This is a genomic window from Thainema salinarum CENA647, assembly GCF_057732415.1.
Window position 1 is genome coordinate 1 of sequence record NZ_JBYJZJ010000035.1, and the last position, 19,043, is coordinate 19,043.

At 51.0% G+C, this 19,043-nt stretch carries 25 protein-coding genes and 1 pseudogene; 19 read left to right on the plus strand and 7 right to left on the minus strand.

Annotated features, from left to right (window positions below; genetic code table 11):
- Positions 1 to 165: 165 nt before the first annotated feature.
- From AC286M_RS36370 to AC286M_RS36395, 6 genes and pseudogenes are all read right to left on the minus strand, one after another.
- The gene (locus tag AC286M_RS36370; protein WP_488209076.1) at positions 166 to 396 is read right to left on the minus strand and encodes a DUF6753 family protein; all 231 of its coding nucleotides are present in this window, start codon (positions 394 to 396) and stop codon (positions 166 to 168) included.
- Positions 397 to 622: 226 nt separating this feature from the next.
- Positions 623 to 895: a hypothetical protein gene (locus AC286M_RS36375; RefSeq protein WP_488209077.1), complete on the minus strand. Its 273-nt coding sequence runs from the start codon at positions 893 to 895 to the stop codon at positions 623 to 625.
- A 448-nt stretch (positions 896 to 1,343) separates the two neighbouring features.
- Positions 1,344 to 1,643 (minus strand): hypothetical protein, encoded by a 300-nt coding sequence (locus AC286M_RS36380; RefSeq protein ID WP_488209078.1) that lies wholly within the window; start codon positions 1,641 to 1,643, stop codon positions 1,344 to 1,346.
- Positions 1,644 to 1,697: 54 nt separating this feature from the next.
- Positions 1,698 to 2,146 (minus strand): annotated as a pseudogene (gene tnpA, locus AC286M_RS36385) (IS200/IS605 family transposase).
- A gap of 2 nt (positions 2,147 to 2,148) precedes the next feature.
- Positions 2,149 to 2,385 (minus strand): hypothetical protein, encoded by a 237-nt coding sequence (locus AC286M_RS36390; RefSeq protein WP_488209079.1) that lies wholly within the window; start codon positions 2,383 to 2,385, stop codon positions 2,149 to 2,151.
- A gap of 1,066 nt (positions 2,386 to 3,451) precedes the next feature.
- On the minus strand, positions 3,452 to 3,616 hold the full coding sequence (locus AC286M_RS36395; protein WP_488209080.1) for a hypothetical protein: 165 nt from the start codon (positions 3,614 to 3,616) through the stop codon (positions 3,452 to 3,454).
- A gap of 792 nt (positions 3,617 to 4,408) precedes the next feature.
- On the opposite strand from AC286M_RS36395, the gene AC286M_RS36400 reads away from it, so the two are divergent.
- From AC286M_RS36400 to AC286M_RS36490, 19 genes are all read left to right on the plus strand, one after another.
- Positions 4,409 to 4,777, plus strand: a complete 369-nt coding sequence (locus tag AC286M_RS36400) for a relaxase/mobilization nuclease domain-containing protein (protein WP_488209081.1) — start codon at positions 4,409 to 4,411, stop codon at positions 4,775 to 4,777.
- Complete coding sequence (locus AC286M_RS36405; protein WP_488209082.1) at positions 4,671 to 4,931, plus strand: relaxase/mobilization nuclease domain-containing protein; 261 nt, start codon at positions 4,671 to 4,673, stop codon at positions 4,929 to 4,931. Before AC286M_RS36400 ends, AC286M_RS36405 begins: the two co-directional genes overlap by 107 nt.
- Positions 4,879 to 5,184, plus strand: coding sequence for a hypothetical protein (locus AC286M_RS36410; RefSeq protein WP_488209083.1), 306 nt, complete (start codon positions 4,879 to 4,881; stop codon positions 5,182 to 5,184). Before AC286M_RS36405 ends, AC286M_RS36410 begins: the two co-directional genes overlap by 53 nt.
- Positions 5,126 to 5,407, plus strand: a complete 282-nt coding sequence (locus tag AC286M_RS36415) for a hypothetical protein (RefSeq protein ID WP_488209084.1) — start codon at positions 5,126 to 5,128, stop codon at positions 5,405 to 5,407. Before AC286M_RS36410 ends, AC286M_RS36415 begins: the two co-directional genes overlap by 59 nt.
- Positions 5,408 to 5,826: 419 nt before the next feature.
- Positions 5,827 to 6,219, plus strand: a complete 393-nt coding sequence (locus AC286M_RS36420) for a hypothetical protein (RefSeq protein WP_488209085.1) — start codon at positions 5,827 to 5,829, stop codon at positions 6,217 to 6,219.
- A gap of 156 nt (positions 6,220 to 6,375) precedes the next feature.
- The gene (locus AC286M_RS36425) at positions 6,376 to 6,645 is read left to right on the plus strand and encodes a hypothetical protein (protein WP_488209086.1); all 270 of its coding nucleotides are present in this window, start codon (positions 6,376 to 6,378) and stop codon (positions 6,643 to 6,645) included.
- A 248-nt stretch (positions 6,646 to 6,893) separates the two neighbouring features.
- Positions 6,894 to 7,262 (plus strand): hypothetical protein, encoded by a 369-nt coding sequence (locus tag AC286M_RS36430; protein WP_488209087.1) that lies wholly within the window; start codon positions 6,894 to 6,896, stop codon positions 7,260 to 7,262.
- Between the two features lie 28 nt (positions 7,263 to 7,290).
- Positions 7,291 to 7,569, plus strand: a complete 279-nt coding sequence (locus AC286M_RS36435; protein WP_488209088.1) for a hypothetical protein — start codon at positions 7,291 to 7,293, stop codon at positions 7,567 to 7,569.
- 34 nt (positions 7,570 to 7,603) lie between these two features.
- Positions 7,604 to 8,014, plus strand: a complete 411-nt coding sequence (locus AC286M_RS36440) for a hypothetical protein (RefSeq protein ID WP_488209089.1) — start codon at positions 7,604 to 7,606, stop codon at positions 8,012 to 8,014.
- Positions 7,983 to 9,398: a putative type IV secretion/conjugal transfer ATPase gene (locus AC286M_RS36445; protein WP_488209090.1), complete on the plus strand. Its 1,416-nt coding sequence runs from the start codon at positions 7,983 to 7,985 to the stop codon at positions 9,396 to 9,398. Before AC286M_RS36440 ends, AC286M_RS36445 begins: the two co-directional genes overlap by 32 nt.
- A 34-nt stretch (positions 9,399 to 9,432) precedes the next feature.
- Positions 9,433 to 9,888, plus strand: coding sequence for a hypothetical protein (locus tag AC286M_RS36450; RefSeq protein ID WP_488209091.1), 456 nt, complete (start codon positions 9,433 to 9,435; stop codon positions 9,886 to 9,888).
- On the plus strand, positions 9,857 to 10,507 hold the full coding sequence (locus tag AC286M_RS36455) for a hypothetical protein (RefSeq protein WP_488209092.1): 651 nt from the start codon (positions 9,857 to 9,859) through the stop codon (positions 10,505 to 10,507). Before AC286M_RS36450 ends, AC286M_RS36455 begins: the two co-directional genes overlap by 32 nt.
- Positions 10,504 to 11,562, plus strand: a complete 1,059-nt coding sequence (locus AC286M_RS36460) for a hypothetical protein (protein WP_488202731.1) — start codon at positions 10,504 to 10,506, stop codon at positions 11,560 to 11,562. Before AC286M_RS36455 ends, AC286M_RS36460 begins: the two co-directional genes overlap by 4 nt.
- Before the next feature lie 166 nt (positions 11,563 to 11,728).
- Entirely contained in the window at positions 11,729 to 12,721 is a 993-nt protein-coding gene (locus AC286M_RS36465) for a hypothetical protein (RefSeq protein WP_488209093.1), read from the plus strand.
- Entirely contained in the window at positions 12,718 to 13,542 is an 825-nt protein-coding gene (locus AC286M_RS36470; RefSeq protein WP_488202729.1) for a hypothetical protein, read from the plus strand. Before AC286M_RS36465 ends, AC286M_RS36470 begins: the two co-directional genes overlap by 4 nt.
- The gene (locus AC286M_RS36475; protein WP_488209094.1) at positions 13,543 to 14,883 is read left to right on the plus strand and encodes a hypothetical protein; all 1,341 of its coding nucleotides are present in this window, start codon (positions 13,543 to 13,545) and stop codon (positions 14,881 to 14,883) included. It abuts the gene before it with no gap.
- Between the two features lie 43 nt (positions 14,884 to 14,926).
- Positions 14,927 to 15,280 (plus strand): hypothetical protein, encoded by a 354-nt coding sequence (locus AC286M_RS36480; protein WP_488209095.1) that lies wholly within the window; start codon positions 14,927 to 14,929, stop codon positions 15,278 to 15,280.
- A complete protein-coding gene (locus AC286M_RS36485) occupies positions 15,280 to 16,134 on the plus strand; it encodes a hypothetical protein (RefSeq protein WP_488202727.1) in 855 nt (284 codons plus the stop codon). The genes AC286M_RS36480 and AC286M_RS36485 overlap by 1 nt, the downstream gene beginning before the upstream one ends.
- The gene (locus tag AC286M_RS36490) at positions 16,134 to 17,933 is read left to right on the plus strand and encodes a type IV secretory system conjugative DNA transfer family protein (RefSeq protein ID WP_488202726.1); all 1,800 of its coding nucleotides are present in this window, start codon (positions 16,134 to 16,136) and stop codon (positions 17,931 to 17,933) included. Before AC286M_RS36485 ends, AC286M_RS36490 begins: the two co-directional genes overlap by 1 nt.
- A 4-nt stretch (positions 17,934 to 17,937) precedes the next feature.
- Here the strand turns inward: AC286M_RS36490 and AC286M_RS36495 are convergent, their stop codons facing one another.
- Entirely contained in the window at positions 17,938 to 19,026 is a 1,089-nt protein-coding gene (locus AC286M_RS36495) for a ParB/RepB/Spo0J family partition protein (protein ID WP_488202725.1), read from the minus strand.
- Positions 19,027 to 19,043: the final 17 nt, after the last annotated feature.

Here is a 19,043-nt window from a genome sequence, read left to right on the forward strand (position 1 = left end):
GAGCCATAGCGACCTGGCGCCTGTCGCCACTGTGCATAACTCCAGCCACTGAATAACCCCAAACCAACTAGCCCCAGCGCCGCGATTATTCCTGCGCCAATCAGCGATTTGAGCGTCACCTGCGCCTTACGCGCACCAACCTTCTGCATCAGTTCCTTAACGGACTCAGACACCCTGCCGTTCAACTCCTCGACGGGCTGCCTGCTCATACTGATCGATGGAGTCAAGCACCTTTTGATGTGCATATTCAAAGGTTTGCCGAAAATGATTCGGAGCCTGCTCTAGCAACACCTGCACGCTGGAATTTGAAAGCAGTAGCAGAAACAAAGCATCATTTTCATCAATACCAAAAGCACTGACAATGCGCCGAATCTGGGCCTCAGCTCTTATCGTCAACCTGCCCCAGCAGCTCTTCTAAAATAGTTGTGGTATCAGCTGCCATTTATCTACTGCGCCCCAGCTCCAGCCGGTTCGGTACGCTGCTTCTTTCCGCCCGACTTACCGTTTCCTTGTCCATTCGAAGAAGACTTTTTCTTAGATGAGGTTGGCGTACGCCAATCCTTTTGCTGATTCGAACGAGTTGGTTGCCGCTGCTTCAATGGCGTCAAACGTTGCGCTAATATTACCGGATGAACGTACCGAATCCTCTGGCGGGGGCTACAAGGAATTTACTGTTGAGATCGCTTTGCTCCAGTGCTCCTCGAAGTCCCAGGCCGCTTTTATCGATGGTGTAGCGGGTTCCCGGCTCCATCGCTGGAAATGTAAAGACCCCGATTAAATTGGGCGATGATTTGATGTGCTGGTAGATATCCTCCTCTTCCAGATAAGAAAAGTCAGCCGCGCTGACGCGCCCCTCATTCAGCACTAAAATATGCGGAATTGAGTTGCCCAGCATTTCAACGCTTTTCTGAAGCTGGCGAATACTCTCCCAGCAACCATCACTGACAAAGATTTTGAGCAGTCGTACTCTGCCTTTGCAAAGACGCTGCTTTTAAAGCTTTACCGCCCGCGCTGAGATCTTCCAACCATGCCTGAAAGACATCGATGATATTAGACGGTAGGTTAACCACTACATCCTTATGGCTGAGCAACCGCAGTTTCGTAGATGACATCAGGATTTGAGCGCTTCGCCGGATCGTCGCGGAGATCGTAATAGTTTGAGTCTCCACCTGATCCCGATACATTCGCCCAACATCGTCTTATTCGGGCATCCCGCTTCCAATTAACATGAAGCTATCTTTCCCTCTTGTTTCTGCGTCTAAGCAAATACTGACAAAGAGCTTGGCAAATTGCCGTTTTCGCCGACGCCGCCTTTCTTGTCCGCCGACGATAAATTAACGGTTCTAATCGAATCTTGACTTGGACTGGTCGAGATACCTCGGCTTCCAACCAAATTTCAGGCTCCAAACATGCCTGAAATGCCGTTCATTCGCTCTCGATCGCTTGTCACCGAGCTCACCGATGGCAGCCTCTTCTACTGTTTCAAACCCGTTGCCGTGACCATTAGAACTGGCCTCCCCAACAGAGGCAAAATCACTAATCTTCAGCCCCGCCAATGAATCATTTCCATGGCTGTCATGGGTTTTGACGGCTTGAGGCGTTCCTCCTAAGCGGCTCACCACGTCCTGTGGAGAGGATGCCACAGGCTGCACAAATCGAACTGAAATACCCCGCCGCAAGCGGACGGGGTATCAGAATCAAAAAAGAGCAAGTTGATTATCCCGATGCAATTTGAGGTAATCTTTGCCTTGGGCTTGAGCATATTTGGCGATCATTCCTTCATCCCCTGTGGCGGCCTACTGTACTCGGCAAAATATCCATCACTCCAAAAACTCGCCTCCCCAAAGTTTCTGCTTCACTTGAGGGCATCGTTTGAAGACTTCTCGTGCAGTTAAACTTTTCAGCATCGTTACCAAGTTTGGTCACACTATAGGTCGGCACGGACTGCACTAGAAAATGGACATGGTCTTTGTCCACTCCAATTTCGACAAACTTCACCTCGTAGCGTTTCTCGATTTCGAGGCAGACCTCTCGCAGAACCGCATCTACTTGCTCATCAAACACAACCCGTCGATACTTTGCTGGAAACACTAAGTCGGTATAGCAAAACTGTTACGTTATGACTCTTGTGGATGTACTCACTCATTCTTAGATTATACGCCGCAGAGCGGCGGGGAATGGGCCCCCAAGAGATTCAATCGTTCCCCAGTGATGCCAAATACTTTTCCAGCCTTCCTGAACCAAATGTTCTTTTTTATCCAGCTCACCCTTTGATTGAATGAGCGAATTCAAAGCCCGAACAAAAAACGAGTGATATAGAAATTCCTGTAACAAGAATTTGGGTTCAGTAGGACGCTTTCTAAGATATTCAATGACATAAGCCATTGCAGTACCTTCTTGAGCACGGATTCGAGGAAACTTGGATTCTTAGCCTGTCATCTTTTCTGGTCTGGCTCATCATTCATACGCCTATTTATGAACAGCAATCGCTTCTTGATACATCGCGAAATGCAGGGCATAAACATCACGAAATCTGACCAATAGAGACTCACTATCGGGGTGGTGAGACAGCAACTGTCTCAGTTCCTCAGAGCGCTCGTCAGCATTCCACGCAGGCTCAGCCCATGCAAACAGTTGGTCAAGTCTGTTTTTGAGATAGTAAGCCCCTCCGCCAGCGATAATTCATTTCATCTAATTGCCTAGTGTACGCACTGCTTCCAACCAGTTCCGTGAGCAACGCCCAGTGCTCGCTCTCTAGCATTTTCAATGACATCAACCAATGCTTTAGATTCCCGCTCAAAGTTCTCCGGATGAAAGGATTTCAATAAAATTCTCAAGTTGGGATCATCCGAACGTAACGCTCAGATCCCATCCCGGAAAAATGGCCTGGGTGAGCAATTCAGCATTATCAAGTGAAGAGCGTTGCATCACACTCTCAACCAACCTGATAAAGCCTAGGCTAGTCGTTTGGCTTTCATGGGGTGAGGCTACCCTTATCAAACACCAGCAAACTGGTATTTCGATGGCCACACATCAGAACTACAATCTTTCGCTGAGCAAACCAGTTTTCACCATGCTTTCTGGCATAGCCTGCTAATAAATCCAGCGCCTTCTGGGCAGGCACTTAAATTCATCTGTGTAGACATTTATTTTTTGATTCCGAAAATAATAATTTTTGGCCTCTTTTTTAAATTTCTCCTTCAACTGTTCGCGATTCGTATACTCTCCAAAGGGCAACAGCGTAGAGACAGCCACTTCAATTTCTCGATTCCAGACCTTCTTTGAATAATGGCCCCAATAACGGCCATCAACTTTGCTGCGCCCTGTTCGAACTTCAGTTGCGTCAGTTTTGGCGTACCGTGAAACTGCTTGGCTAAGTGTCCTAGAACAATGCAGTCGTCCGCTGTCTTCTTAAATGACAACCAGGCATCATTCTCAGGCCAGGCATTATTCAAAGCTCCTCGGCTGGCCTTGTAGATATCGATGCTGGATTGAGGCAGAGCCAGGGGTCTGCTGGTTCCATCACAATCACCCCAGTCCGCCCATTATTGACCTGATAAAGCGTCTTGCTGGCGGAGGAACCTTGGTCGCTAGAGATCGTAAGCTTTGCTGCCATGTGAATCTCACTTGCTTACGTCATCGCCCCTATCCTATGCAAGCTTACAATATTCGATAAATCCATCAATGGGTAAGTATCACAGAATCGGTGCTTTTTTACACCTAATCGTTAGAGATCAACTGTGGCCTTTTTTCGATAAATCGTATCCGCTGATGGCCTTTTATGGCCGATTAAGACCAAAAATAAACAGTTTTTGGAAGATATAGGACTAAAAGTGCGGCAGAATATCTCAAAATTGCGCCCCTTCATGACCAAACTTGCCGTTATGCGATTTTTGATGCCCCAACGTGTCCTCCTATGACCAAACATGTCCGCAAAAAAGAGGTTTGCGTAGTGCCCGAGACCCTTTCGAGAACGGTCAAGCAATGGGCTTAAGGCACACACTTTTTTACAACTTTAGATAAATGGGAATCCAATCGCTTTCGTCTTAGCTTCGAAACAGTTGGATCAATTCCATGCTGTGGTTAAGCGAAACAATCGGATTCCGGTTCGGGTCACGCCGGAACGAAAAGGCAACCATTCGATCCAGTGCCAGTGCAATCGGCACTAACGTATCTCGCATGTTGAGAGTATTGGGCCTGAAAGCAAAGGAACTTCATCAACTCATCGTACTGATCAGACGGATTACAGCCCGGCTATTGCGACTCAAGTCGCTCAGCTACCGACGGCAAGTTGATCCAGACGAAATTCAATCGGCTGTTGATGGAGCACTGGAGCCTCTACAGTCGAAAAGGCTTTGCAATCCTCTCCTGGATCAGAGGCTCATGAAAAACGTAAATCAACTGAACCATGATTGGTAACGTTACAACAAGCAACGATTTTCAGAAGACAACCCGATACATTTGTCGGGCTGGTTCTCAGCAAGTCTATGCCAACTTTGGAGCCGCCGTCACCAATGACGCTAACTGGATTGCGCAGGCGATGGCATCCACAGCCCAGCAGGGAGTCCGTGTTGAAAAACCTTGCTATCACATCTCGATTTCTCCTAGCCCAAAGGATGAGCTTTGCGACGGGGATTGGTACCGTCTCACTGAAGACTTTTTAGGGGGAAATGGGATTGGCCGATCGGCAAGCCGTGGGATGGCTCCATCACGATGCGACCTTTCCAGACGGTCACCCTCGATCTCACCTACATCTAGTCATCAACCGAGTTGGTGAACTGGGACAGACTTATTCGACCGCTTGGGATTATCGCAAAGTCGATCGGGTACTGAGACATCTAGAGGCTAGCTACCAGCTCGACTCAGTTAGACCAGCCAGTGAAGCCGCCATTAGGCGAGACGCGCGGCAAAATACATCGGGTCGCAGCTGAGCAAGCGCCCACTACCACGCAGCAGATCATCCCCGTCGGAACCCTCCTGAACCCAGTATCAGACGCCGAGCTCCAATCTGCCCTTGATGCTGCCGAGATCGCACAAACCACATCACCCGATGACATTATCGAAATCCTATCGCAGCAGGGCATCGAAACCCAGATGAATGATTGGGGCTGGAGTTTTGCCAAAGATGGTGTCTACTTGGCTGGCAGCCAACTCGGACGGCGTTATTCACGGCAAATTCGGTAGAGACAGATGGCCCGATCAGCAGCCTTCCTCTCAAGCTCAATCACCAAAGCCAAATCAACAGCCGGATCAGAAGCTGCTACAAAGTCGGCAACGGCAGCGCCGACTGACCATGCAGGAGATCATGCAGGAAAGCTCTGAAGCTCAGGCGGGATCGCAGCAGCGGCAGCGATCGGCTCGTCAGCCTGAACTCAATGGGTCAGCACATGATGCGGGACTCCGATGAGGTCGATGGCCTGACGTTTATCGGCGGTGCTATCGCAACCGCTGGTGCTGCCGTTGAGATAGGCGAAGCTTTTTCCCGGAGCAAATTGCGCAGGCTAGAGCCAAAGCCGAAGGTAAACACGCTATCGAACAGGTCAAGAAGCTAGAAGAAATTGGCGATCGCAACTACGGCTCTGGAAAATACCCTGGTTAAACAAGCCCACCAGTATAAACCGCTCTCAGCGAGAGAGAACCAATCGGCGATCAAATCGCCAGAGAACACTCCTAGCATTGATGTTGCTGATTCGCCCGCCGCACAAAGCCTCAATCTCGCGAATGCGCGGTTGATGACGTATCGGAAAGCAGCTCGGGGTTGAGTTCGAAGCAGCAGAACCGATCGAACTGGATCCGACTGCCCCCACAGGCAAACAACTCGACCAGATGGATAAAGCCATTGCTCAATTGGATAAGCGTCTCGGCACGCTAGAAGAAGCGGTGGCCGAGATCACTCAGATGCCAGAACCCACACTCGCTCAGGGGGCTGATATCGCCCAATCACTGGAGCAGTTCATCCAGGCGAGGACTCAATTTAGAGGCGAGACCGAACCCAGCACCTTCATCAGCTCTGCGGGCGTGGTTACGCTGACCAGGGAAGGGTTTCAACAGCAAGATGCTCGACTTACGATTACCGATGCCGACTACGGCACCGTCTTTGAAGCCGTTAAGCCCGTCGATAGCAACTGGGAAGGTCAAATTAACGAATTACAGCCCGAACAGGCCGAAACGATCACCCAATTGCCTCAATCCGTTGAGGCATACAGCCAGATACAATAAAACAGGGGCAGCAAATTGTCAGCGCCCTGCAATCTCTGGCATCTGGCGAGTTTGAGAGCGATCACGGCCAAATCGACTGGAGCAGTCGAGTCTCTGGCTTCCGCTATCGCTTCAACATTAAACGACAGCCTGACAGCAGGCAGGAGGTAACGGGGCGTGACGCCAATCAGTGACGATATTGTCTTCAACGCCACAATTAGCCGGGAGAACAACGTCTTCGTGGCCCACAACAACGTGCCCAATCAACACAGCAACGAGCTGCTCAACCAACGTGAACCGCGTACTGAACTCCAAACTGGGAGCCATCACCTGAAGCAGACTCTCAAGGCATCATTTTGGGAGTTCAGCCTCAACCATCCCGGCAACGAGAGCTGGAATTGTAGGGAACAGACTTTTTCAACACAGTTCAAAACAAGACGCGGTTAAGAGGTACCCGAATGACCTTCGTTAAACGCAACCAACGCAAGCCTAAACGTGATCCGATTTCAACTGCTCTGGAAAATAGTTAGTCTACATCGTAATGAAGTCAGACTAATTGCCACACTGGCAGCTATTACAGGCTATATGGTGTTCGCCAGTCCGGCAGTCTTGATGACCGCAATTATGATCGGCACGATTGCGAATCGGCATTTGGACTAATCAACCGCAGTGCTCAGTCCGTTGCGGGTCTGGGTTTGCCAATTCAAGGCTGGCATCTGGCCAGCATTGTGATTGCCATTTCCGCCCTAGTTGGGATGGGGTCAGCTGACCCCGTCTTGGCCCAAATGTTCAACAACCTAGAGCAGTCAGTCAATGATGCCATCAACAACACTGGCGGCACCTCAATTTCTCCAGAAACCATCACAACGATCTTCAATATTTTCCGAATCCTGATTGTTCTAGCCTTCCTGATTGGCGTGGTGATTGTCTTTACCCAGGCAACGCGAGGCGGAGACTGGCAACCAATCGCCAACCTGCTCGCAATTGGGATAGCGTTCGTTATCGGTGTTGAGGTGATTTCCACCCTGATTATTGGCGGCGGCGGAGCCAGTGCTGGTGGATAGAAACGTTCTGTTAACTTGCATTTGAATCATGACTCTCGACGTAGACAGAGATCCGATCCGCGTCAACAAGTTGCTAGGGGAACGAGCCCGAATTGGCCCGATTCCCGCTGAACAATTGTTGCCCTGGGTCGCCATTGGTGGCATGAGCTTCTTTCTGTTCAAGATGCTTCTAGCTGTCTCCTTTATGGCCTGGTTACTGATTTGGTTCTGGCTGAATGGCACCTGGTGGCTCCTCACCGGACGCAAAACCTATCAGTTCATCAAAAGCTGGGCACAGCCTCCCGGTCGGGACTGGGACAAACGGTGAAACCCTATTTTTTCGTGCTCACGAAGATGCAGTCATGTGGCAAAAATTTCGCAATTTTCTAAAACGAGACAAAAAAATTAAGCGAGAGACCCAAGCGGGTGAAAAGCAGTTTGCTTCCTTCCAAGATCTGACTCACCTACACTCCATCGTGGAGGTGGAATTGAGTGGGCACAAGTTTGCTTGTCTCCTGCTCTATGATGCAGGCAAGGATCAATGGTCAGCAGAAATTCCGTTCAAGTTACAGGGCTTACACCCCCAGCTGTATCGCTCAGAAGTTGAAGATGCGATCGCATCGATTCAGCAAGGAATGTCGGAAATTCTAGAGGGGGAACGTCTACGGTTCCATACTGACTGCCGGTCGTCTATTAAAACCCGTAAATCGGAGCTGCGTACTCTCTCGCGGACTCACCCAGATGCCCTCAGTTGCCGTCATGCTGCTGGATGAGGAAGTCCGCACCCAAGAGCTAACTGAAAAGGGGGCACGGCAGGTTTGGTCACAAACGGTATGGGCCACCTGGTCTACGGCCCACGCCAACGAACAGGGAACAGACGCTATCGGCAAAGCAGTTCTCCAGGCCAAAAAACTGATTGATCAGCGTGTTCGCAAGATTGCAGGTACAGAAGCCATCCACTTTCAGCGATTTTATCTGAAGCTTATTCGCCAGATTCACGACAGCGGCTATATCAACTGGCGCAATATTTTAGAAACCAAAGCTCGGCTCAATATTGAACCGATGGATGCCCAGGAACTTTGGGAATGGCTCTGGTACCGCTTCAATCAGCGTAAGGCTCCTCAGCTGACTCAGTACATTCGAGTGCAGTCTACCGACGATGGCATTCGGCAGCGGATTCCACCTTCCGGTCAAAAAGACCTGGTAACACTACTGCTACAAGGCGATCGCGGTCAGTCTTCCTGCCCCAAGCATAAGCGACAACACGGCTACGTGTACGTTAATGGTCTGGTCGGAAAGGTCGCCGTCATTGAAGCTCCTCCAGAGCTATGGCGCAATACCCGGCAGCAGCTCAAATGGATTTGGGATCGACTCTCTCAAGCTTGGATTCGGGACACCGAATGCGTGGTAGAGGTCACTCACAAAGAAGCCTGGTCTACCCAGGATGAGCTGGAGAAAATGAACCGCCAAAGCTATTTTGAGGCTCAACGAGCAGCCGTGTACGGAACAGGTCAAGACGTATCGGCCAGTCTCCAGCGACAGCAGGCAGAGCAAGCTCTAATAAAAATTTATGAGGGACAACGCCCCCTGCTGGTAGCCTGTACATTCATTGTCTGGCGGAAAACGGAGCGGGCTTGTGATGAAGCGATCGCACAGCTCTGTAACTCATTTGGAGCCGCCGAAGCCGTCGTTGAAAATGATGTCTGCTGGCGGGTGTGGTTAGAGACCCTACCGATTAATACATTTCCGCTGCTGACGCGCTACAACGCCTTTTCTGAGCGACGCGTTGTTCTAGATACTGAAACCGTCGCTGGCTTCCTACCGCTAACCTGTCCTAAAAACATCCAACAGCGGGGCGTGGAGTTTCTGACCGAAGAAGGGGGAAAGCCGCTCTATGTGGATCTGTTCAGCGGCACGGGGCGGGTGCTGATCACGGGCACTACCGGCTCGGGTAAGTCTGTACTTGGCTGGCGGTTTATCGAAGATGCCCTGGCTCAAAATATTCCGGTCGTCGGGATTGACCTCAGTAGCGGCGGTGACTCAACTTTTCAGACGGCTGTGCAATCCCTCGGCAAGTACGGAGCCTATGTCGATATCCTGCACGAACGACTCAATCTGCTGGAGCCACCCAATTTGCTTAATCTAGCAGCCGGATGACCAGCTACAACGGTTCAAGCGGTGGAAGGATTTTGTGCGGCAGGCCATTGTTGCGATCGCAATGGGACAGATTAATGACCAGCAGTTGCTAGAGCGGGTCAACAGCATCGTTCTGCGGACGCTAGATGTCTTTTTTTCTGATCCTGAAATTACCGAACGCTACAACGAGGCGATCGAGCAAGGCTGGCAGTCGGATGCCTGGCAGAAGATGCCCACGCTTCATGATTTTTTGAAGTTTTGCTCACGAGAGCAGCTTGACCTCAAAAGCTATGAAGACATAGACGCACAAGCAATTAACCAGATTGTGGCCCAGGTAGGAGCCAAGCTAGTTGATCCAAATATCGGTGATGCCATTGGACGACCCAGTTCGGTAAATCCAGAGCCCCTGATCACGTTTTACGCGCTGTCGGGGCTAACCAACGAAAGTAATTCCTACATCATGGCGCTCTCCGCACACAATGGCAGCACTGCGCAATGCTTTGGCTCATAACCGTTCCCTGTTTGTCGGAGATGAGCTGTCGGTCTTGCTGAGTAAACGAGGCTTTGCTGACATCGTGGGGGAAACCTTTGCCACCGGGCGAAAGGAAGGAATCAGCGCGGTGATTTTAGCGCAAGACCTAGATGCGATCGTCGAGTGTAGTGCTTCAGCCAAGATTTTAGCCAATATCAGCATCACCATTACTGGCAAAACTACCCATGCAGGCTGTAACGCCTATATGCAGGCATTAGACTATCCCGCCAATGTCATCAAATACAACGCCACCGAACGCTTTAAGGGTAGCAAAGCCGATTTATTTACTCGTTGGCTGATAGAAGAGCAAGGGCGCTTCTGGCGAACCCGGTACTACGCCAACCCACTGATGCTGGCGGCCCTGGCAAATAGCGAAGCCGAACAGCTCGCCCGCAGCCGGGTGATGGCCTTCTATCCACCAACTACTCGCGGCTATCTAGAGGGGCTAAAAGACTTTACGGGTCAGTATGTTCAAGCCATGCGCGGGGTGATCAGTTTTGAGGACATTCAAGCATCACCGCAAGCCCGGCGTCGCACTCAAGCTGTAGATCCAGATATGGGCAACGTGAGCAATTTAGTAAAGACGAGGACAGTATGATTCGACATCGATATCAACAACTCACTGTGACGCTGACGGCAGCTTTACTCCTGAGCGCCAGCATGGGAAAGGCCGTCTATGCCCAGGCTACACCTCCCTTTAATCCCAACGCCGATAGCCCAGTCAATGACCTTGACTTAGAGGATATCGATACCGGGGATGGAGAATTGAATGACATAGAAGAGGCAGCGGCGGATATTGAAACTGTGACTCGCGATGTGGATACCGCTATTCAGGATCAGCTCAGCAACATTGGGAGCACCATTGAGGAGACGACGGGCGACCTCCTGGACGAAAACGGCACGATTGGCGAGGTAAAAGATACGCTTGACGCCGTGGGAGCAGTACAGGATGCTTTTGCCTCGCTAGAACAAACGATTACGTCCATTTTTGATATCAACCGATTATTTGACCTACTCAACCTCGACCTGCTCGATATGGTTGAAGATCCCCTCGGCGGTCTTGCCAATTCTGGCAGTGTGAAGAAGAACAGCAATACCATCGAAATTTCCACTGGCGCACTGGGTTTACCCGACCCCAAACAGATTGAGCAGGAAATTGAAAATGCTCAACCCTCCGCATTTGAAGAGGTCGCAGCCACCAAAACCGGCGGCAGCGGATCTCCAGTCATCAAGCGCGACCTCGTTACTCAATTCGACCGACAGATGACTGATGAAGTGGCTGATCAGACAGCTCTCACCCAGGCTGGGCAGCAAAAGCTTCGAGAGAATGCCGAAGCCGCCAAGGTCGCGCTCAAGACCTCTCAAGAGTTAGCCACTGACTCTGAAGAACAGGATGTTTCTCAGAACATTCTGCGAAATCTGAGTGCACAACTGGCAGCGCAGCAGCAAACCAGCACCCTCGACAGCGTGGGACACCAGCTCCGAGCACGGGATGATGCACTAAGAAATAAGATGCTCGTCGATGCAGTTAGAGAGCTACAAGGCGACCGGATTCAAGACCGCCGGGAAACGGCAGCGGCTTACTCCAGAAGCATTGTCCAGGGCGGTCAGATCATCATGCCAGGAGTGGGCATCAATCCAGGAGGAGTGTAACCCATGAGTGAGCTAACCCACGCTCTGATCCTGGCTCAGCAGGGATCGGAAGCTGCCGCCGATGTCATTCAGGGAGCACTCCAATTAAGCGAGGACACAGATCGCGTCCTGGAATGAAACCTGGATTGATCTGATCCGAGCCGATTCCCCGTTCTGGCAAACCATTGTGCAGTTTTCTCGGGGTATCCTGGCGCTCTGCTTCCTGTATATGTTCGTTCGCTTCGGCAACGAGATTATGAAATCGCGCTATCTCGGTACAGTGGTCGAACTTTTTACCTTTCCGCTAGTGGTGCTGCTGTTTCTGGGCAACAACGGCAGACTTTTATCGGAGTCAGTTTTAGTGCTCCGGGCCGTAGGTTATCGCCTGACAACTGGACTTCTCTCCCAGCAAATTGTGGGATATACCCTTCAGGATGCCATCACCCAGTTTGGACTGAATAACCTAGGAGTTCAGCGCATCAAGCAGGTTTATAGCGAATGTGAGGGATTAACGGGTGATCCTTTTCTGGAGTGTTGGGACAGTAAGGCGGAAGAGGTGCAAGCCATCTATCAAGCTTTAGAAGCCCAAAACGGCAATATTAGTTTCGGTCCGCTGGAAGCGTTTGCCGAATCGGCGATTAACCGAACCGGCATCTCTGCCATCGGTGATTTAGTTGAGGTTGGCACCGGCACACTTCAAGGAGACTTCAGCGGGGCTTTTGCTAGCGTGCTGCAGGATCGGTTGCTACCGATTATCCAGACAATCTTGTACGGACTTCAGTGGGCCTTTGTCAACATCGTGGAAGCGGCCTTACTGATTGCAGCGGTACTCGCTCCGATCGCGCTGGCACTTTCTATTTTGCCTGTCGCTGGTCGGCCCATCTGGGCCTGGCTCTCAGGCTTCGTCGGCCTGATTGGTCTTCAGATTGGCTACAACCTGCTCGTTGGCATTGTCGCGGCAGTGTTAGCCAATACGCAGGGTGGAGCACTAGAAGTTTCCCAAAATCTAGGGTTTCTGCTCTTTATCTCAATCTTTGCACCCGGTCTAGTCACCGCACTGGCTACCTGGAGTGCCACGTCCTTGTTCTCAGCAATTAGTCGTCGGGCCAACAGCATTGCTAGCACCGTTACAGGGGGGCTTTCGACCGCCGCAAAATTTGCAGTTCTCAAATCAAAATGATGCAGCAGTTAAAAGGATTGGTTCGCAACCAGCAGGATGATTCCCAATTCACCACCATGCAGGCGGAAGGGGAAGAAACGGAGATGAATGGCACCGATATCTCGGCACCAGAGCAGCCGGTATATCTGCCGATCAAAAGCGAAAATTCGCTCATCATCGTCATGGGCATACTGGGCATCGGTCTACTCGTCAGCGTCTTTGCCAATCTCTTCTTGCTCTTCAACAATCGAGCACTGGCACAACGAGACAGTATCTATGTGCAGCAATCAGATGGCACCACGGCCAAAGCAACGGAATTTAATGTTACTCATCGTGAGGCGGAAGTGATTAAGAACACGGCAGTGCGCTGGATGCAGCTCACATTTGAGTGGGATAACCAGATTCCAGGCTCTAATGCTGAGGATCAGGGCTATGCCATTGAAGGTACTACGCAAAAGATTCCCACAGAAGTTTATCTAGCGTCATACCTCATGGATAAAGGGTTCCGACAGGAATTTCTGCGGCTGATGGGTACTGAGAAAATCTCTCCCGGCGTCCTGCAGGGACGCATCAAATCGTCTGTACGCTTCTTTGCAGTCTCTGATCCTCGCCAGGTCGGTGAGGGGCTTTGGGAAGTAGATATTGTGGCAACGCGTATTGAGCGTGACCGAAATCAGGAGGTCGCAGAGATTCCGATGAATCGAACCATCACGATGCAGGCTATTCCGCCCGTCGAGCCGGTGTTTGATGACCTAGAACCCTTGGCTTGGCGCAAGCAGATGTATGACCTGCTGGCCAACGGCCTAGTCATTGTCAAAGTTGAACCTCTGGAGGTGGATTAGATGGAGCAACATGATCAAACCCCCAATCTGTCCTCTTTAGCAAACGAGGAGACCGAATTCACTGGCAGTCGGATCGAAACGGCTCCGGTTGAACCTGCAACGGCACAAGCCGAACACCAGCAAAACGGCAGCACAGAGGACGATATTTCCTATGAGGAGCGGGCTCAGTTTGCCGGAGTAGACACCGATTATGATGATGAACTTGTCACAACAGATGAACTGATTGATGGCCCCAGCACAGCTAGGGAGCGGGGCGTGGAAAACTCACCCCTCTCCAGATTGGGATTAGTTACGAGTGCGTTGGGCGTGATCGTAATTGTGATTTGGATATTCTCCGGCTTTTTTACTGGAAACAGCCAACAGGCTCAAGAGCAGGGCAATGAACGCCCCCTCCCGTCAGAATCCGCTGCTAGCTATGGCGCTGATGACCAGATGCGGGCAGAGCTGGCCCTAGTTGAGCAGGAGCGATCGCAACCTCGGCAACGGCTAGCAGAAACACCGCAACAGCCCACACCAGAGGCAGAGGAATCCTCGACGGAGACATCTGAGCCACCTCCTACGACACCAACACGAGTTGTGCGATCGCAACCAACACCCGCACCCATACCAGCACCCGCTCGGCCTATTGCTTCTCCGCCTAGAGAACCAGTGGCAGCATCACCAACCCCAATCTCGTCACGGCCATCCGAAGACACGGTCGATCCACTGGAGCAATGGACACGACTATCGACCGCTGGAGCAGCGGGCGCGGAAGTGGCTCTGGAATCGGAACCTGCAATCGACGCATCAGAAGCAAATTGGACTCAGGCAACACTAAACAGATCAGAGGCTGATCAACAATCCGCATCCTTATCACTTCCAACAGATACGATAGGCGATGCCCCGATTCCATTACCAATCGATGGAGACACTAGAGAGAACACGTCCGCCCTCCAAATGGCCAGCCAGCAGCAACAAAACCCTAATCGAGATGTGCTAGTTTCCTCCTTAACACCGGGAGCACAAGGCATTATTCAGCAGCGTCCGATCACAGCAGCGGAGGAAGGTGGTACAGGAAGGACAGAAGTCACTCGCCGTCATCAAGTGGCCATCGGGACTTCAACGACAGGAGAGGTTATCGTTCCGGTAGTTTATGCTGGCGGAGAACTGTCTGCTCAAGGGCGGTTTGCGATTGAGTTATCAGAACCACTGATGGATATTAACGGTCAAGTTGCCCTTGAAGCAGGCACAGTACTGATTACTCAGCTCACGGAGATTTTTAGACGCCAACATTTTACGGCAGCAGGTGGTAGCGGTTGTATATCGAGATGCCGAGAATCAAGTCAGACAGGAAACTGTTGAGCCAGGCGTACTGATGGTTCGCGGGGAGGATAATAGACCCCTTGTGGCACAGGTCAAAGATGACGATGGTAGCCGTGATTTTAGGGAGGATCTGCTAGTCGGTACACTATCGGCACTGGGCAATATCGGGGCGGTATTGAACGCGCCCGATGCCGTTACCACCGCCACCTCAGAAGCTGGAGGGAATACGACAACCAGTACAAGCACAACTGTCACGAGTGGTCAGGATGATAACGTGGTCGCCGCTGCGTTAGACGGCTTTTTCACACCAGTGAGTGAGCGGGTGATAAACCGCATTGAGGGGCAAAACCAAACGTCATCCTCTCCCTACCTATTTGTTCCAGAAGGACAAGAGGTTTCAATTTTTGCGAATGGACTGCTGGAGGTGATTCGATAATGCGTGCCTTTCAATTCATTCCCTGGCTGCTCCTAAGCGGCATCGTTTTGACAGCGGCTGGTAGCAAAGCTCAAGCTCAGCAATTGAGTTCTCTACCGGATATCCCCATACCCAATCCGAACGAAGCCATCCCAGCCACCAGCGTTGTGTCGCAAGAACGAGCCAGGAATTATGCTTCGCCAGTGATGCTCTATCCCGGTCGCAACAGTGTGATTGACTTCTCTAGCACGGGCGAGGTGATCACTTACATACAGCTCAGCGACCTATCTCGGATTGTCTATGACACCAACGCTCCAATCGATAGTGGAGCTGCTCGCACAATCATTCTGCGCCCGATTCAGGCTCTCCACATCGATGGAACGTATACTGCGGCCATTCCCAACCTAGTCGTAACGACCGTAGATGCGACGGGCAAGACCTACACGTATCTGTTTGACCTCTACCGAAGTTCAGATCGCTTTCCTGAGCAACATGAATCGAGCGGCATTGCGATCGCACCAGCTGTAGAGGTTAGAGAGATGCAAGCCCTCAATGCAGAAACTATTCGCTCCAACGTAGTCCGCACTGAGGCAGGTGAAGCCACCCTAGAGGATATTGAGCAGGGATTGACCGTTGCTATTGAAGAGAACTATACGCCATCCGATGATCCGATTGTCTTTGCAGTGCGGCAGGCGATTACAATGGCTCGCAATGGCCTGCCACTGAGAACCGCAGCCAATCAGCTCCAGATCGATATGGCGGTTCTGACATCTTTGGCAGAACTTGGTATTGAGGCCAATATTGAGGGCGCGGCTGACGAGGTGCCAGAGTCTCAACCCTTAAATAGTCAGGTAGAAGTCGAGGATCTAATTTGATGCTATTGGCTAATGCGTTTACCGAGCCCTTGATCGAAGCGTGGCAGGTGATTACCGATATCCTCTGGTCGCCTCGAGGACTGCTGATGATGGGGCTGGTGATTGGGGTTTATATTCTGATTGCGCTGACTCCTCGTAAGACTCATCTCACGTCTGGACGGTTTGCGGGACGAGGAGACAAATTGAAAGCGAGCAACACAGCCTACCGACAGCTCAAAAATGATGATGCAGATGACGTCGTACTTTGGTGTGGTTCACCACCCAACTGGTTACACAATGGCTGGATGGCAGGGCTAGCAACAACTATTACTGGACAACCATCGACAGTCTATGTTCCAGAGGCAAATCGTAGTTCAGTGGTCATCGGCAAGGCCGGATCGGGCAAGACATTTTCAGTGATTGATCCAATGGTTGCTTCGGCGGTGGAGCAAGGCCATCCCATTCTGCTCTACGACTACAAAGCGGATGAATATGGCAAAGGAGGACAGCTCAGCTATCTGGCCACTTTGGCCGCTCGGTATCAGTACAATGTCCAGGTCTTTGCACCGGGAAGGCCCTATAGCTGCATCATCAATCCGTTGGATTTCGTAAAAGATGCCAACGACAGCACAACCGCTGGGGTACTAGCCGAAGTGTTTCATCGCAATCTGACTCGTGGGGGCGGTAAAGCGGATGCGTTCTTTGGGCCTGCGGGGCAACGCCTGATTCAAGCCTTGCTTCAGTTTGCTAAGTCTACTCAGTATCCAGATTTAGCGATGGCGTTCTGCGTCGTGCAGTTGCCCAACTTGGTCAAGCGACTATCTTATGCAGCCAAAGAAGAACGGCTGCCTTACTTTGTTCAAGTCAATTTTGCTCAGTTTATGAGCACGGGAGCCAGCGAGAAAACCGCTTCAGGTATTCTCGCTACCGCCAGCGATGTCCTGACTCGATTTATGTCACCCGATCTCTTGCGATCGCTGCTGGGCAGTACCAACGTTTCAGCCATCCTCGAACGTCGGGAAATCTTGGTCTTCCAGTCTGACATTTTCCGGCAAGATGTGATTAATCCGCTGTTAGCTGCCATCATCAATGTGGTCGTGAATCTGAATTGTTCCATACAGCGCCAGGCTCCGTTGATTTTCAGTGCGGATGAGTTTCCGACTATCTACATGCCTCAAGCTCCAAGCTGGCCCAATCAACATCGCTCTAAGGGCTTCACGGGCATCTTTGGCTTCCAGTCCTTTCCGCAGATTGTTGAAACCTATGGGCAAGAGCAAGCCAAGGCACTCTTATCAGCCTGTAGTACCCGCTTCTGGTTTAATCCAGGAGATGTTCAAACTGCCCAACGATACAGCGATGAGATGGGGGAAACAGAAGTTACCTACCGAACCCGTTCCTATAGTCGCAGCCGAGGAGATGATTGGGGACGCAATCGCTCTGTATCGGAGCAGATCCGTACCAAGAAGCTCATCACACCAGATGAGGTCATGCGATTTGGAGTCGGGGAATGCCTCTACATCAATCCGGCTTACAACCAGTGGCCAATCCACTACGACCGGATGCCAATTCCTAAAACCGACATCCAGCTCAAGAAAGAGTGCGAAGGGCTGTGGGAGACCATCCGCGATCGCATGATTCGACGAGCGCAGAACCGCAGACCTGATCTCAATATGGAGGAACAAATTCGTATCCGGCTTCAGGAGGCAGATCGGTTACTGCCCATGCCGCCAGAGGACGAAGAGGTTGATAGCTACAGCACAGGACAACCAACGCAACCAACAACTGGCGTCATCAATCTGCCCGATGGGCAAGAGTTCTAGCTGACTAGTCCTGTTCCTGCAGCGCCTCAATGAGTTCATTCGCTAATGCCTGCAAGCGTTGAAACTTCTTCTTCAGCTTTGAATCTGCTTGAATACGATTCCATGCATTCTTACTATAAAGCTGTTGAGCAGATCGACGAAATTGCTGTGGGGGATCCATATCAGCGCCACAACTATCATCAAAGTTAGCCTGCTTTAGCTCTTTAACACGCTCTATTAGCGCACGTTTAGCCAGACCTGCCTCGGCTTCTCGCAGCAAGTCAGCCTGAACGTCTAATGGCAAATTAGAGCGACGAATCACATCTGCTTTAGAAAAAGCGACTCGCCCTTCTCGAACAGCATCTAACAACTGCCCAGGCATCTTTTGCACAGCAATCAGTCGATTGGTCACGAAACTTTCCAGCGTCAGACCAAACTGAGCAAAGATTCGATCCAGTTGTGAGAGAACATCCAGGGTTATTATTCCGGAATAATAGTCACTCATTTCCTCGACAACTTGTTCATCATCCAGACGACGAGCGCGGCGCAGATTCTTAATGCGAATCAGAGCCTGAGACAGGCTTTCGGTGTCTAGCTTAAACTTAAGGCCGATTAGCGCAATGATACTATCTGTCTCTTCAACAAGATTTAGGTTCTCGCGAATCAGGTTAGAGATCAGCGCAATTTCAAGTGCCTGTTCATCATTGAGGTCACTTTCAATCGCGGGTAATGTCTCTAACTTCAAGGTTTTACCACATCGCCAGCGGCTTTCACCCGAGACGATTTCAAGCTTACCGTCCGCTCCACGTCGCACCAGCAACGGTTCTCTGACACCCACCTTGGCAATGGATCGTTGTAGCTTTTCGAGTGCAGCCGGATCAAAATATTTACGCGGCTGAGTTAACCCATCGCCCAGCCGGAGGGGAACAAAATCCTGAATGGGATAATGTGGAACTCCGCCTGCAGAGGAAGGAGCGTTTTGCAGATCTTCAAGCTGCTGTCGAAGCTGAGCGATCTCTTCATCACGCTGCTGAAGCTGCCCCATCTGGGCAACCCCGACCTGTTGAAACTTTTGCAAAATTGGCTGCTGAGTTGCCTGACGTTTTTGTGCCATTGTCTTACCTATACGCT

What these genes read in the sequence shown, in the direction of transcription:
- AC286M_RS36375 (WP_488209077.1), bottom strand. Translation starts at nt 895, where the DNA reads ATGCTGGGCAACTCAATTCCGCATATTTTAGTGCTGAATGAGGGGCGC.
- AC286M_RS36390 (WP_488209079.1), bottom strand. Translation starts at nt 2,385, where the DNA reads ATGGCTTATGTCATTGAATATCTTAGAAAGCGTCCTACTGAACCCAAA.
- AC286M_RS36395 (WP_488209080.1), bottom strand. Translation starts at nt 3,616, where the DNA reads ATGGCAGCAAAGCTTACGATCTCTAGCGACCAAGGTTCCTCCGCCAGC.
- AC286M_RS36400 (WP_488209081.1), top strand. Translation starts at nt 4,409, where the DNA reads ATGATTGGTAACGTTACAACAAGCAACGATTTTCAGAAGACAACCCGA.
- AC286M_RS36405 (WP_488209082.1), top strand. Translation starts at nt 4,671, where the DNA reads ATGGGATTGGCCGATCGGCAAGCCGTGGGATGGCTCCATCACGATGCG.
- AC286M_RS36415 (WP_488209084.1), top strand. Translation starts at nt 5,126, where the DNA reads ATGGTGTCTACTTGGCTGGCAGCCAACTCGGACGGCGTTATTCACGGC.
- AC286M_RS36420 (WP_488209085.1), top strand. Translation starts at nt 5,827, where the DNA reads ATGGATAAAGCCATTGCTCAATTGGATAAGCGTCTCGGCACGCTAGAA.
- AC286M_RS36435 (WP_488209088.1), top strand. Translation starts at nt 7,291, where the DNA reads ATGACTCTCGACGTAGACAGAGATCCGATCCGCGTCAACAAGTTGCTA.
- AC286M_RS36440 (WP_488209089.1), top strand. Translation starts at nt 7,604, where the DNA reads ATGTGGCAAAAATTTCGCAATTTTCTAAAACGAGACAAAAAAATTAAG.
- AC286M_RS36445 (WP_488209090.1), top strand. Translation starts at nt 7,983, where the DNA reads ATGCCCTCAGTTGCCGTCATGCTGCTGGATGAGGAAGTCCGCACCCAA.
- AC286M_RS36455 (WP_488209092.1), top strand. Translation starts at nt 9,857, where the DNA reads ATGGCAGCACTGCGCAATGCTTTGGCTCATAACCGTTCCCTGTTTGTC.
- AC286M_RS36460 (WP_488202731.1), top strand. Translation starts at nt 10,504, where the DNA reads ATGATTCGACATCGATATCAACAACTCACTGTGACGCTGACGGCAGCT.
- AC286M_RS36470 (WP_488202729.1), top strand. Translation starts at nt 12,718, where the DNA reads ATGATGCAGCAGTTAAAAGGATTGGTTCGCAACCAGCAGGATGATTCC.
- AC286M_RS36475 (WP_488209094.1), top strand. Translation starts at nt 13,543, where the DNA reads ATGGAGCAACATGATCAAACCCCCAATCTGTCCTCTTTAGCAAACGAG.
- AC286M_RS36485 (WP_488202727.1), top strand. Translation starts at nt 15,280, where the DNA reads ATGCGTGCCTTTCAATTCATTCCCTGGCTGCTCCTAAGCGGCATCGTT.
- AC286M_RS36490 (WP_488202726.1), top strand. Translation starts at nt 16,134, where the DNA reads ATGCTATTGGCTAATGCGTTTACCGAGCCCTTGATCGAAGCGTGGCAG.
- AC286M_RS36495 (WP_488202725.1), bottom strand. Translation starts at nt 19,026, where the DNA reads ATGGCACAAAAACGTCAGGCAACTCAGCAGCCAATTTTGCAAAAGTTT.